12 protein-coding genes are annotated in these 12,947 nt (G+C 34.7%); 4 read left to right on the top strand and 8 right to left on the bottom strand.

Annotated features, from left to right (window positions below; all coding sequences use genetic code 11):
* Positions 1-56 precede the first annotated feature (56 nt).
* Positions 57-1,124 carry an AraC family transcriptional regulator gene (locus M2372_RS15300; protein WP_123321086.1) on the top strand — a complete coding sequence of 356 codons (1,068 nt, stop codon included), beginning with the start codon at positions 57-59 and terminating at the stop codon, positions 1,122-1,124.
* Positions 1,125-1,433: 309 nt separating this feature from the next.
* Positions 1,434-1,862 carry a nuclear transport factor 2 family protein gene (locus tag M2372_RS15295; RefSeq protein WP_123321085.1) on the top strand — a complete coding sequence of 143 codons (429 nt, stop codon included), beginning with the start codon at positions 1,434-1,436 and terminating at the stop codon, positions 1,860-1,862.
* A 72-nt stretch (positions 1,863-1,934) separates the two neighbouring features.
* On the opposite strand, the gene M2372_RS15290 is transcribed toward M2372_RS15295, so the two are convergent.
* Both M2372_RS15290 and M2372_RS15285 read right to left on the bottom strand, forming a co-directional pair.
* On the bottom strand, positions 1,935-2,609 hold the full coding sequence (locus tag M2372_RS15290; protein WP_123321084.1) for a LytTR family DNA-binding domain-containing protein: 675 nt from the start codon (positions 2,607-2,609) through the stop codon (positions 1,935-1,937).
* On the bottom strand, positions 2,602-3,609 hold the full coding sequence (locus M2372_RS15285) for a sensor histidine kinase (RefSeq protein ID WP_123321083.1): 1,008 nt from the start codon (positions 3,607-3,609) through the stop codon (positions 2,602-2,604). Before M2372_RS15285 ends, M2372_RS15290 begins: the two co-directional genes overlap by 8 nt.
* Before the next feature lie 180 nt (positions 3,610-3,789).
* Between M2372_RS15285 and M2372_RS15280 the strand changes: the two genes are divergently transcribed.
* Entirely contained in the window at positions 3,790-5,916 is a 2,127-nt protein-coding gene (locus M2372_RS15280) for an outer membrane beta-barrel family protein (protein WP_123321082.1), read from the top strand.
* 199 nt (positions 5,917-6,115) lie between these two features.
* On the opposite strand, the gene M2372_RS15275 is transcribed toward M2372_RS15280, so the two are convergent.
* Positions 6,116-6,586: an Hsp20/alpha crystallin family protein gene (locus M2372_RS15275; RefSeq protein WP_123321081.1), complete on the bottom strand. Its 471-nt coding sequence runs from the start codon at positions 6,584-6,586 to the stop codon at positions 6,116-6,118.
* 36 nt (positions 6,587-6,622) lie between these two features.
* Entirely contained in the window at positions 6,623-6,913 is a 291-nt protein-coding gene (locus tag M2372_RS15270; RefSeq protein ID WP_123321080.1) for a hypothetical protein, read from the bottom strand.
* Positions 6,914-7,200: 287 nt separating this feature from the next.
* Between M2372_RS15270 and M2372_RS15265 the strand changes: the two genes are divergently transcribed.
* Positions 7,201-9,432 (top strand): outer membrane beta-barrel protein, encoded by a 2,232-nt coding sequence (locus M2372_RS15265; protein WP_123321079.1) that lies wholly within the window; start codon positions 7,201-7,203, stop codon positions 9,430-9,432.
* 190 nt (positions 9,433-9,622) lie between these two features.
* On the opposite strand, the gene M2372_RS15260 is transcribed toward M2372_RS15265, so the two are convergent.
* The 4 genes from M2372_RS15260 to M2372_RS15245 are packed head-to-tail and all read right to left on the bottom strand — an operon-like array spanning position 9,623 to position 12,930.
* Positions 9,623-10,333: a HesA/MoeB/ThiF family protein gene (locus tag M2372_RS15260; protein ID WP_123321078.1), complete on the bottom strand. Its 711-nt coding sequence runs from the start codon at positions 10,331-10,333 to the stop codon at positions 9,623-9,625.
* Between the two features lie 22 nt (positions 10,334-10,355).
* On the bottom strand, positions 10,356-11,474 hold the full coding sequence (thiH, locus tag M2372_RS15255) for a 2-iminoacetate synthase ThiH (RefSeq protein WP_123321077.1): 1,119 nt from the start codon (positions 11,472-11,474) through the stop codon (positions 10,356-10,358).
* Positions 11,475-11,485: 11 nt separating this feature from the next.
* The gene (locus M2372_RS15250; RefSeq protein ID WP_123321076.1) at positions 11,486-12,262 is read right to left on the bottom strand and encodes a thiazole synthase; all 777 of its coding nucleotides are present in this window, start codon (positions 12,260-12,262) and stop codon (positions 11,486-11,488) included.
* Positions 12,263-12,312: 50 nt separating this feature from the next.
* Positions 12,313-12,930: a thiamine phosphate synthase gene (locus M2372_RS15245; RefSeq protein WP_123321075.1), complete on the bottom strand. Its 618-nt coding sequence runs from the start codon at positions 12,928-12,930 to the stop codon at positions 12,313-12,315.
* Positions 12,931-12,947 lie beyond the last annotated feature (17 nt).

The following is a 12,947-nucleotide window of genomic DNA, read 5'->3' as shown; positions in this document are numbered from 1 at the left end:
CTAAAAATGAAAACCAGAAATTAGTATTTTTACACCAAGTAATAAATTTACAACAAATGACTTTCGGGCAACAATTATTATTCTTCTTTAGTGCAATAGGAGCTTTCAATGGTCTTTTGTTGGGGGTTTATCTATTGTTTGTAAAAAAACAGAAAGATCTGTCTCATTTGTTTTTAGGGCTACTTTTGCTTATGTTGAGTATTAGAATCGGAAAATCTGTTTTTATATATTTCGATCGTGATCTTCCGAAAATTTACCTGCAAATAGGTTTGTCAGCATGTCTTCTGATAGGTCCGGCCTTATATTATTATATCCGCTCATTGGAAAGTCGAGACAAATCTGATCTACAGAGTTGGAAATATGTGTTCGGAATCCTTACAGGAATAATCCTTATAGGTGGATATTTTATTTCATATGCTGAATTTCCTTATTTGTGGAACCATTATATAGTACAGCTCATCTATATTGAGTGGGCATTATTCATTATATGGGCAGGATATGAGTATGTAAAATATATTAAAAATAAACAATGGGCATCTCAAACACATGTCTCTTCTATATATTTCAGTAATGTAATTATTTTTCTTGCCTATCTATTTTTTTTAATAGGCTGGGTAAAAGGTGCATATATTGCAGGAAGTATCACTTTTTCATTTTTATTGTATCTCAATTTTTTATTCTTTTTCAACAGGAAGAATGAAGTTATATCGAAAAATGGAAAAGTAAATAAATATGCTAATAAAAAAATTCCAGAAGCTCAGGCAGACAGTTCTGTTTCAAAACTGGAGAATTTAATGAAAACCGAAGAGCTTTATAAGAATCCTGATCTAAAACTGAGTGATCTGGCGGTTAAAATGAATATCTCATCCCACCAACTTTCACAGCTGCTAAACGATAACCTGGGGAAGAACTTTTCTATATATATTAACGAGTATAGGATCAATGAAGCTTGTGAAAGAATATTAAATGGTACTCATCTTAAAATAGAAGAGATAGGGTATGAAGTTGGGTTCAATTCCAAATCTACTTTTTTCACTACTTTCAAAAAAATAAAAAATACAACCCCTCTCCTTTACCGTGAGGCTTTTCAGGACAATGAGGAGATTCGTTGTAAACGATCATAATGCTATATTCCGGTTTCCAATAAGTTTTATTTTATAATTCTGTACTTCTTAATTTCAATTTCAGAACCTTTTTTCTATAATTCTCTTATACTTTTGGCTTCATAAAATTTAAGCTTATGAGGGTAGTAAGCCTGTCCAAAATTTAAATTTTCATCAATCACTTAAACTCTTCTCTAAAGCCTAATATCTGGATATTTCTTTGGGAAGAAAGTATAATTTCATACCCAATTCAGAATTTCAATATCATTAAAAGAAGCTGAAAATGATATATGTGACAATATTTGAATAGAATTTAAACAAACTATAAAAATGAAAAAACAAAACCTGATTTTCGTATTAACTCTTTTTTGTTTTATGAATGTTTATTCACAAAACGATTCTAAAGCCCTAATAAAAGAAACGATAGAAATGTACTTTGACGGCTGGAAGAAAGGAGACACCCTGAAGGTGGGAAAAGCAATGCACAGTACATGCAAACTTAAAAATGTAAAAGAAGATAAAGTAGTTGTCTTTGACAGAAAAACCTACTTAAGTGGATTTAGGCCTAAAGCCACTGTCGAAAACATAGAGTCTAAAATATTGAACCTTGATGTCACCGGAAATATAGCCGCTGCAAAATGTGAGATAAAAACAGCAAAATATATTTTCATAGATTACTTTAATCTCATGTATACAGAAGGCAGATGGTACATTGTTGACAAAATTTCGACCAGAAAAGAAATATCAAAAGAAAAGTAGAAACTATAGACTTATTCCAAGATATTAAACCTTATAGGCTTCAAAACCCTATAAGGTTTGAATTCTCCAGATTTATTTCAGCCTATCCAACAAATTAGCCCTATAGCTGTCCCCGATTGGAATCTCCATTTCAGGCAGGATTACTTTTTTAGCTCCAATACTTTTGACCTTGTCCAGATTAACGATAAAGGATTTATGAATTCTTACAAAGCTTTCAGAAAGCTGATTTTCCATAGATTTAAGTGTATCCAGCACAATATATTCTTCTCCGGCGGTTCGAATATTCACATAGTCTTTGATGCTTTCAATATAAAGGATTTCATTAAAGTTGATGCGATGCTGCTGCCCTGATGATTTAACGAAGAAATGAGCATCTTCTTCCTGGAAAGAAAACCGTTCCTGAGCCTTCATTGCACTTTTCAGAAATCGTTCAAAGGAGACAGGTTTCAGAAGATAATCAACAATATTATGCTCATATCCTTCCAGTGCATATTCTGAATAGGCCGTTGTTAAGATATATTTTTGTTTGGCACCTACAATTTTCATGAAATTGATTCCTGTAAGCTCCGGCATCTGAATGTCCAGAAAGATAAGATCTGAATCATTATTCTGAATATATTCTAGCGCTTCAATAGGGTTTTCTGTAGAGAAGACCAACTCAAGAAAAGGAATTTTCTGTACATACTGTTCAAGAAGTGAAATAGCCAGAGGCTCGTCATCAACGATGATACATTTTATTTTATTCATCCCGTAAATCAATTTTTAAATCTACAATAAATTCTGTTTCCGAATCTTTGATGCTTAGCTCATGTTTTGGATATAATATTTCCAGTCTTTTTTTCACATTCTGAATCCCAATTCCTGAACCGGAGTCTTTCATCTTTTCTCTTTTAAAATTTAGAAGACGAAAATGCAGTACTTTATTCTGATCGGAGATATTCAGTTCAAATCCTTTACCACGAAGATCACCATGTTTAAAGGCATTTTCAACGAATGGTACCAGCAACATGGGTGAAATATTCAAATGAGAATACTGAAGATCTTTTTCTACAAGAATAAGCTCCGGATTCCTGAGTCTCAGCTTTTCCAGTTCAATCAAACTGTCTATATATCCAATTTCCTTATCCAGAGAAATGAAATCTTCTTCAAGGTCTTTTGTACTGTATCTCAATAGCTGTCCGAGCTCTTCTATAGCAGGCAATGCCTTTTCTGATTTCTGATATACCAATGAATAAATATTATTTAATGTATTGAAGATAAAATGAGGATTAATCTGGGTTTTTAAGGCTTTCAGTTCTGCATTTTTCTTTTCTTCTACCAGCTGAAGCCTTTCTGCATCGAGAGAAGAGTATATTTTAAATAAACAGAAAACCGTACTGATGAAAATAGAGGTCACACTATTATAAATATTATCGAAAAAATAATAGCCAAACTCTGTTCCTTCAGGATAGTTCCGGATCCCGAAAAAGAGGGGAAGAAAGACCTCTTCTGTAAAATAGCGAATCACAACAAAGCAGGTTACACTAATAGAAAAACCAACAATAGCCTTATACAATTTCTTGATATCAAAAAACCTAGGAACAATAAAAAAGTAATTGAAATAGAAACACACAAAACTGGTCAGAAGATAAGTTAGTTTAAATGCAATATATCCTTTCTTATACACAAAAGCAGGAACAATGATTGTTCCTACTAAAAACATAGCCCAATAAAAGACATGCAGAAAAAGCAATTGTTTTTTTTTCATAGCACAAAAATAATTGATCCACCCAATCAAAAGTTCAATTTTCGATAAACCGGGTCATTTTATCGATGAAAATAAGTTCACAGGTTAATATTTCCCCTTTATCTAAAGCCTGTTTCGGAGAAAATACATTGCTAATACCTTTGCTTCAGAAAAATAACAAAAACAAAACCTGATCCTCAAATGAAACAGCATATTCTTCTTATCGCCGCACTATTAAGTTCTTTTGCAGCAGGACAAACGAAAGATTCTACCAACCAGGTAAAAACGATTGAAACGGTAACCGTAAACGGTAAAAAAACTTTGGTAGAACGTAAAGTAGACCGTCTTGTTTATAATGTTCAAAACTCTATGCTATCAAACGGAAGCAGCGGAACTGAAATATTGGCAAGCACCCCCTTGCTTAAAATAGATGAAGACAAAGGAATTATTTCAATTGCCGGAAAAAATGGTGTTTCAGTGATGGTAAATGACAGAATGCTTAATCTTTCAGGAACAGAACTTACTAATTATCTGAAGAATCTCCGTTCTGAAAATATCCTGAAGATTGAGGTAATCACTACTCCACCGGCAAAATACGATGCTCAGGGAAATAGCGGAATCATCAACATTGTATTAAAAAAGAATGTAGATCTTGGCTGGAGCGGTTACTTAAATACTTATTATACCCAAAGAACCTATGGCAGCTTTGGAGGGGCAACGGGAATCAATTATCAGAATAAAAAAGTAAAAGCCATTCTAAAGCTTCAGGGATTTGATACTGCAAAACGTTCTGTAGAAAACTATCAGATTGTGGGAAAAGAATCAGCTTTCAGTAGAGACGAAAGAAGAGATATGTATAAAGGTCTTGGGCTTAATGCCAATGTTGATTATTCTCTTTCTGATCAATCTACAATAGGATTCATCTATGATATTACCAAAGGTGATATTGATATGGATATCTATTCAACACAAAATTATTTCAGCGGAAATACTCCAACTTTATTTACAGAAACTGATTCCAAACACCGTTCTGCTTTTACCACACAAATGTTGAATACTTATTTCGATCATAAATTTGGCGATCATAAATTGAGCCTTGGGTATAATTATTATGGAAATGTGCCCGATACTCAGGTCAACTTTATCACCACAGATCTTTCTGATCAGTCTAAAGAAACGGTTCGAAATCTGTCTGCTGTAGATTATAAAATTTCATCTGCACAGGCAGACCTTACCTTAAATTTCAAAAAAACACAGGTGGAAACCGGAGCAAAATACAGCCAATTTTCCAACAATTCAGACATTCAATATTTTGATCTTAAAAATAATCATTATGAAATTGATCCGGGTAAAACCAATCAGTTTGAATATGATGAAAAAAATTATGCTGCCTATATAAGTGCCAGTAAAGATTTTGGGGAAAAATGGTCAGCTAAGGCAGGCCTCCGCTATGAATATGTTCAGACCAGCAGCATCTCTCCTACTGCACAATCCCAGACTGAAAACAATTATGGAAAGTTCTTTCCTTCTGCATATCTGTCTTATAAAGCCAATAGCAGCAATCAGTTCAGTATTAACTACTCCAGAAGGATTAACCGTCCGAATTTCCATTCCTTGAATCCTTTCAGATGGTATTCCAATCCGCGCAGCTATTCTACGGGAAACCCCGAGTTACAGCCTTCTTTCAATGACAATATTGAGCTTAATTATATTTTTAAAAATAAGTTTTCTGCCAACGTATATTATCAAAGAACAACCAATAATTTTGGACAGATTTTATTTCTGGATCAGGAAGCTGTAACCAGCAGCTATTATAATTATTACAATCAGGATACTTATGGTATTAACTTCAACTATACTGATACGTTTTTTAAATTCTGGGAAAGTAATATTTCTACTTCTTTCAGTTATAATGAAACGCAGATTACAAAGTTCAACCTTATCCCAAAGAGCGGACAATCATTTTATTATTCTTTGAAAAATACTTTTCAGCTTAATAAGGCTAAAACATTCTTCTTATTCGTCAATTATTGGGAAACATTACCATCCAGAGAGGGAAATACCTATCAAAAAAACATGGGTAGCCTGGATGCCGGAGTGAAAATGAGCTTTATGGAAAAAGCTTTACAGGTTAATCTTTCTGTAACCGATATTTTTAAACAGGGCAGATTCATAGGAGACGCTTATTATGCTGATAACACCCAGTCATTTAATAATTATTGGGATGCCAGAAGACTGAATGTAAGTGTGACTTATAATTTTGGAAATCAGAAAGTAAAATCCAATACCAGAGCTGTTAATTTTGAAGAGAAACAAAGAGCCCAGTAATCAAAAAATAATACAGGATATAATAAAAGCCTCACAAAGATTGTGAGGCTTTTATTCTTGAAATATTAGACTTAAAATTCAATAGGAGCAGACTTTGGTCCGCTTTCATAATCAATAACAATCCCAATGGCTTTTTTAGATATCTCTCGTCTAAATCTTATAGGTTTTAAAAACCTATGAGATTAACTTGATAAAAAGATTATTTAATATCTACTTTTTGTTCCGGTTTATTCTTTTCCGGATTTTTAGGCAACGTTACCGTTAAAATACCATTTTCATAAAGTGCCGAAACCTGATCATCAAAAACTTTATCTGTTAATTGGAAGCGACGCTCAAAAGAACTTTCATAAAATTCCTGATAAATTAATTTAGAGTCTGGATCTTTTTCTTCATGGGTATAGGATATTGTAAGAACCTGATTCTTAATGGCTATTTTAAAAGATTCTTTATGTAAACCGGCTGCATAAAGCTGTACTGTAAAATTATTTTCATTTTCAGTAATATTTACAGGTTTATAGTTATTGATCTTTTTATTGAACATTTCTTTAAAAGGGTCATTCCCTCCCATAAAATGTTCTTTAAATTTCTTTCCAAAGCCGCTTCTTTCAAATGCATTGCATTGACCTTGTTTTCCAAATGGATTGTGTGTATGGTTGTGTTGTGTATACATAATTTTAATTATTTGATTAGGTGTTGTTATGATTAATTATTGAATTGGGATAATAGCTAAATCCTCTTTTCTCATATGTGAATAGGCTGTTTTTTGCTGTTTTTGAAAGGTATTTGAATAAGGAAGAAACTCCATTGTCTCTTTTCCATATGCGATTTGTTTTTCATGTCTTTTTCCCATCATTTTTGCTACAAACATTCCGATTCCTGTTAATACCAATCCCGCAAGCAATAGTTTAAAAACTATGGATAAGATTAACACTGCTGCACCTACTACTATTGTAATTCCTAGTAATCTCGGCAGGATAAATTTTATTTTATTGTTCATTTTTGTTACTTATTAAATGTTAATTTCTTCTGATGTAAGATGAAGTAAATCCGAATTTACTTTTTCATTTTCAATTGTTTAAGCGCTAAAACCTCTTACATGGTACAAGACGATAATCAATTTAATTTTACTTTATTCTTTTTTATTTTTTTAAATAACAAAATATTTTTTCAATCATTAATAGTCGATGGGCAGACTCTTTTTTAAATAAAATATCAACTATAAATTAGACCTATTGTAACAAAATTCTTTTTTGGGCGTCTAACCGGATAGTAGTAAAAAACATTATGAAAAAAACTCTATTCGCCATATCGCTGGTAAGTTCTATACTTACTTTTGCCCAGGAAAAAGGCAATAATAGCAACAAAGAAAAACAAATTGACGGCATTGTTATCACTAAAACTAAAAAAGCCGTTGAACAAAAAGCAGACCGTACTGTTTTTGATTTTTCTGAACAACCTCAGCTAAATAACGGGAATGTTCTTGAAGGAATTAAAAAGCTTCCGGGTCTTGTTGCTACAGATATTGCAGGAATGATGTATCAAGGAAAAATGCTGGAAGTATATCTTAACGGAAGGCCTCTCAACATCACGTCCAATGAATTGAATTCTTTTCTTGAAAGCATGCCGGCCAATTCTGTAGAGAGAATTGAAGTTGTTACGCAGCCCGGAGCAGAGTTTCCTGCTACATCAGGAGGGGCTGTAATGAATATTATTACGAATAAAAACGCCAATAAATACTTAAGCGCCACGTATTCCGGAAATTACACCTTCACCAATTACGATAAATACAGAAGCAGAACCACAAACTCTGTGAATTTAAATGCAAGAAATAAATATTTCGGATGGCAGCTTAATGTGGGACAGAATTATCGTGAAAGTATGATGAATACAAAGCAGGATGACTTATTGAAGGGTAATACGGATCGATTTGCCCGTACTTATTTTGCTAAGGCAGGAGTAACTTTTGACCTTGGACAGGACAGATTATTACTGAACTACGATATTTATCACAATAACAATGATAATTATACTTTAAGTGATGGTATAGGTGACAGAACCCGGGATGAGAACTCACCTAATAAGGTTTATATAAGGGACTATACTTTCGGATCTTCAGATGTAGCCAGAACCAATACGGTAAGACAGGAAGCTGTAGTAACCTATCAGAAACGCTTTTCTGATAAATCTCAGAAATTAGATTTCCAATTTGGTTATACAAAGGCCTACACTAAATTTGGACAGGATAATATATTCTTTAACAAGACTTATGAAAATCCTATAGAACCTCTTCCAACAACGAACTTGGGAAATGTGTTAAGTAATAATTCTGATATGAGAATTGCTAACTTTAAGGTTGATTACTCTCAACCCATCAAGCTTCTTGATGGAGGAAAAGTAAGCGCCGGAGGATTATATGAAAAACAAAATTATGACACAGAAAGCCTTGGGCTTACCAACCTAGAATACCAAAGACAGACAGCCTCTACTTACCTGGAGTTTCAGGCAAAATTGAAAAAGTTTGATTTCACTTTGGGATCACGTTTTGAAAACTATGACATTTCAGGAATCACAAGATATTTTGATAAAGACGGAAAACTTGTTCAGGATGATTTGCTTCCATTTAATAAGTTTAAATTCTTTCCGAATGCCAGCATACAGTATAGCCTGATGAACCAAGTATATGTGGCTGCGAATTACAACAAAAAGATCAGCTTACCAAGTATTTCTGCCCTAAACCCCAATAATACCACATTTGGAGGCCCGAATACTCAAATTACAGGTAATGCCAATCTTCAGCCCACCATTTTTGACAACTATGAGTTGAAAATTTCTGCTTTTGATTATGCGTTCATTGGATATAGCGTAAGCTCAGCCAGCAACCAGGTGGCACAGATCATTAAAAAAGAAGGAAAAAATCTTTACAATCAGCAGGTTAATATCTCTAATATGAAAATTCATAATTTCAATATTGGTCTTCCTGTGCCGTTCCAGATTTTTACCAAGTCCATAGGTGAGATTATGAAGTCGAACTTCAATCCTGACAAAATGAATTTCATGTACATTTATGCAGGATATCAGAAGCATGAGATTGATAACCTCAACAATAAAGGATTCTGGATTTTTAACCTGATGACTCAGCTGATCCTTCCAAAAGATATTAAGCTTACAGCAAATTACAGCTACCTGACGCCAAAAGCAGGGTATTTTTACTTCACTGCGGAAAAACCATTTAGCAATAACTTAGATATTACCCTGACGAAAAAGTTTATGAACAATCGTCTCACAGTGTCGGTTTTTGCGAATGATATTTTCAATGGCCAGATCATGCAGGTACGTTCCAATCCACCATTAGGAGAAAGTGTAATGCTTAGAACGAAATATGATTCAAGAAACTTTGGAATTTCCATTAATTATAAGATTCCAACAAGAAATAAACTGGCAAAAGAGGATCCAAATATCCTGAACCAAACCAAGAAAGACGATAACGGTGGAGTTATGCAGCAGGGACAGCAATAGATTTAAATGATATAATAACCGAAAATGAGGCCGTAATAATATTACTGCCTCATTTTTTATTTCTATTGATTTATATATCACGCAGGTTTAGCTGATACCGCAGATTCTTTCTTTTAAAGAATAAAGCTGCTGCATAAGATCTGCGAAATCTGTGTGATCTGCGAGAAACAAAAACCATCCGCTTAGCAGGCTAAAAATCTAAAGTCTGAAACTTCCAGTTCAGTGTATCAATTAATGTTAACTGATTCAGATTTACAGGAAGATCTGTAATGAGTTTCAAAGTCTGAAGCGCCATCATGCTGCCTACAATTCCCGGTAGAGCGCCTAAAACACCTAGGCTGTCGCAATCCGGCATCTCTTCATCAAAAGGAGGTTCAGGAAAGATATCCCGTAAGTTTTTACTTCCCTGATGATTAAATACGGCTACCTGACCAGTAAAGCTTAAAATACTTCCATACACCAACGTTTTCCCTAATGTTACACAGGTATCATTCACCAGATATCTTGTTGAGAAATTGTCTGAACCATCTACCATAATATCGTATTGGGAAAGGATTTCTAAAGCATTAGATGCCGTAATCTTTTCTTCTATAGGAACTACTTTTACCTGATAATTAAGATGGGTTACAAATTTTTCAGCACTTTTCACCTTCAACTCCCCTACTCTGTCTTCATTATGAATAACCTGACGGTTCAGATTGTGAAGTTCCACATGATCGAAATCGGCGATGCCTAGAGTTCCTACACCTGCTGCTGCCAGATATTGAATCACAGGGCTTCCCAATCCTCCGGCACCTATGACAAGAACTTTTGAAGCCATGATTTTCTTTTGTCCTTCCAGTCCTATTTCTTCAATAAAGATCTGACGGCTGTATCTTTTAAAAATATCTTCGCTTTGCATAGTAAACATTTATTCTTGTAACTTAAGTACCACTATAAACAGAATCCCAATCTTTCATCACCGGATCATACCCTGATTTTTTAATCATATTTTTAATTTCTTCCATACTTCTTTCGTCGCTGGTTTCAAATTGCTCCAAAGATTCCTGATCTACTGCATATCCCCCAGGATTTGTTTTTGAACCTGCACTCATAGTTGTAGCCCCCAGTGAAACAATATGATTTCTAAAGGTTTCGTTTTCTCTAGTAGATACAGATATTTCAAGATCTTCATTCCATATTCTGTAGGCACAGATCAGCTGCAGCAAGTCTTTATCTTCCATAATAAAGTTAGGTTCAATAATTCCTTCTGCTGGTCTAAGCCTTGGAAATGATACTGAAAACTTACTTTTCCAGTATTGTTTCTGCAGGTAATCAATGTGAAGAGCATTAAAAAAACTGTCTACACGCCAATCTTCCAGTCCAAGTAAAACACCCAGTCCCATTTTATGAATTCCAGCCCTGCCAATTCTGTCAGGAGTATCTAAGCGAAAATGGAAATTGGATTTTTTACCTTTCGGGTGATATTCTTTATAGACTTCCTGATGATAAGTTTCCTGATATACCAACACCGAATGAACTCCCTCTTCATGAAGAAGTTTATACTCTTCCTCTTCTAAGGGCTGTACTTCAATGGAAATATTGGAAAAATGAGGTCTCAGTAAACGAACTGCATTCTGAAAATAAGGGACTCCCACTATTTTATTAGCTTCTCCGCTTACCAAAAGAACATGATTAACCCCCATAGACTTCAGTACTGAAGTTTCTATTATCAATTCTGTATCGGAAAGTGTTTTTCGCCTCAAATTATTATCCAGGCTGAATCCACAGTAAGTACAGATATTCTGGCATTCATTACTGAGATATAATGGCGCGTATAATTGAATGGTCTTTCCGAAACGTTTCTGGGTAAGCGTTCTCGTCATATTAGCCATGAGTTCAAGCTCCTGTGAAGCTGCCGGCGAAAGCAGATTCAAAAAATCATCCAGTGTCCTGTTTCTTTTCTGAAGACTATTTTGGACCTCGGAAATGGTTACTTTTTCAAGTTTGGTTTTTACCTCATCCCATTGGTGTAGTTCGAAAACCTCCTTAAAACTATTCATGATTCTGATTTTTATTCAAACAAAAATGAAGTCAATGGACTTGATGCTTCAGCATGATTCGCTATAGCTCCCAATCCTGATTCAAAGGCTCTTCTTCCGGCAATGACTCCTTCTTTAAAGGCCACAGCCATATTTAAAGGGTTTCGTGCTACTGCAATGGCTGTATTCACCAAAACAGCATCTGCTCCCATCTCCATTGCTTTTGCCGCATCAGACGGTGCTCCAATTCCTGCATCTACAACAACAGGAACATTGCTTTGGCTGATGATAATTTCTAAGAAATCCAATGTTCTCAATCCTTTATTCGTTCCAATAGGTGCTCCTAAAGGCATTACAACTGCTGTTCCTGCATCTTCAAGACGTTTGCATAAAACCGGATCAGCATGGATGTAAGGCATCACGACAAATCCTAATTTTGCCAGCTCTTCTGTTGCATATAGTGTTTCAATGGGGTCTGGCAATAAATATTTCGGATCAGGATGAATTTCAAGCTTTATCCAGTTAGTTTCTAAAGCTTCTCTGGCTAACTGTGCTGCTAAAACCGCTTCTTTTGCTGTTCTGGCTCCTGAAGTATTGGGCAAAAGATGAACATTTGTGCTTTTTAAGGAATCTAATAGGTCATCTCCTGTCGACTGTGCATCAATTCTCTTTAAAGCCATCGTTACCATATTGGATTCTGAAGCTACCACAGAGGCTGCCATATCTTCAAGGCTTCCGAACTTTCCTGTTCCTAAAAACAATCTGGATTCAAAGGTTCTGCCTGCAATTATTAATTTTTGATTATGCATAGGTAATTATTTATTTTTTTTCGAAGTTATTGTCTGAGCCTTGTCAAGGTTTAAAACCTTGACAAGGCTTTTAACTCATTAATAATGGATGGCTGGTTGGTAATCCACCCAGAAACCGCTACTCCGTAAATTCCGATCTGCTGTAAAGACTGAATATCTTCAGGACCAACTCCTCCAATGGCAAATATTTTTGGAATAGCAACCGACTTTTCATTAAGCTGATTTATAATTTCCTGATAGCCTTCAAATCCAAGAACAGGGCTGAGTTTTTCTTTTGTAAAAGTGAATCTTAATGGTCCCAAACCAATATAATCACACGATTCCTTCATTCTTTGAAGAACATCTGAAATCGTATTGGCTGTTCCACCGATGATCTTATTTTCACCTAAAATACTTCTTGCTTCTTCAATAGAACCATCACTTAATCCTAAGTGAACTCCATCAGCATCTATTGTTTTTGCCAATTGAACATGATCATTAATAATACACATTGACTGATATTCTGAGCAAAGCTGTTTTGAAGTTTCACAAAGATTTATTAATTCATTTTCAGGGGCATTTTTCCAACGGATCTGCACCCATTTTATCCCATTATCCAAGGCTTTACGGATATTCAGCTCTTGTTCATTTTTTGTATTTCCTTGTGAGATGTATTGTAATTTTTCCATATTGACTAGGAATGTAT

Origin of the sequence: Chryseobacterium sp. BIGb0232, assembly GCF_024810195.1 — a bacterium.
Lineage (GTDB): Bacteria > Bacteroidota > Bacteroidia > Flavobacteriales > Weeksellaceae > Chryseobacterium > Chryseobacterium pennae.
The sequence above is the reverse complement of the archived record's forward strand: the minus strand, read 5'-3'. Positions and strand labels throughout refer to the sequence as shown.

Coding starts and splice junctions, on each gene's coding strand:
- M2372_RS15300 (WP_123321086.1), top strand. CDS start 57: ATGACTTTCGGGCAACAATTATTATTCTTCTTTAGTGCAATAGGAGCT.
- M2372_RS15295 (WP_123321085.1), top strand. CDS start 1,434: ATGAAAAAACAAAACCTGATTTTCGTATTAACTCTTTTTTGTTTTATG.
- M2372_RS15290 (WP_123321084.1), bottom strand. CDS start 2,609: ATGAATAAAATAAAATGTATCATCGTTGATGACGAGCCTCTGGCTATT.
- M2372_RS15285 (WP_123321083.1), bottom strand. CDS start 3,609: ATGAAAAAAAAACAATTGCTTTTTCTGCATGTCTTTTATTGGGCTATG.
- M2372_RS15280 (WP_123321082.1), top strand. CDS start 3,790: ATGAAACAGCATATTCTTCTTATCGCCGCACTATTAAGTTCTTTTGCA.
- M2372_RS15275 (WP_123321081.1), bottom strand. CDS start 6,586: ATGTATACACAACACAACCATACACACAATCCATTTGGAAAACAAGGT.
- M2372_RS15270 (WP_123321080.1), bottom strand. CDS start 6,913: ATGAACAATAAAATAAAATTTATCCTGCCGAGATTACTAGGAATTACA.
- M2372_RS15265 (WP_123321079.1), top strand. CDS start 7,201: ATGAAAAAAACTCTATTCGCCATATCGCTGGTAAGTTCTATACTTACT.
- M2372_RS15260 (WP_123321078.1), bottom strand. CDS start 10,333: ATGCAAAGCGAAGATATTTTTAAAAGATACAGCCGTCAGATCTTTATT.
- thiH (WP_123321077.1), bottom strand. CDS start 11,474: ATGAATAGTTTTAAGGAGGTTTTCGAACTACACCAATGGGATGAGGTA.
- M2372_RS15250 (WP_123321076.1), bottom strand. CDS start 12,262: ATGCATAATCAAAAATTAATAATTGCAGGCAGAACCTTTGAATCCAGA.
- M2372_RS15245 (WP_123321075.1), bottom strand. CDS start 12,930: ATGGAAAAATTACAATACATCTCACAAGGAAATACAAAAAATGAACAA.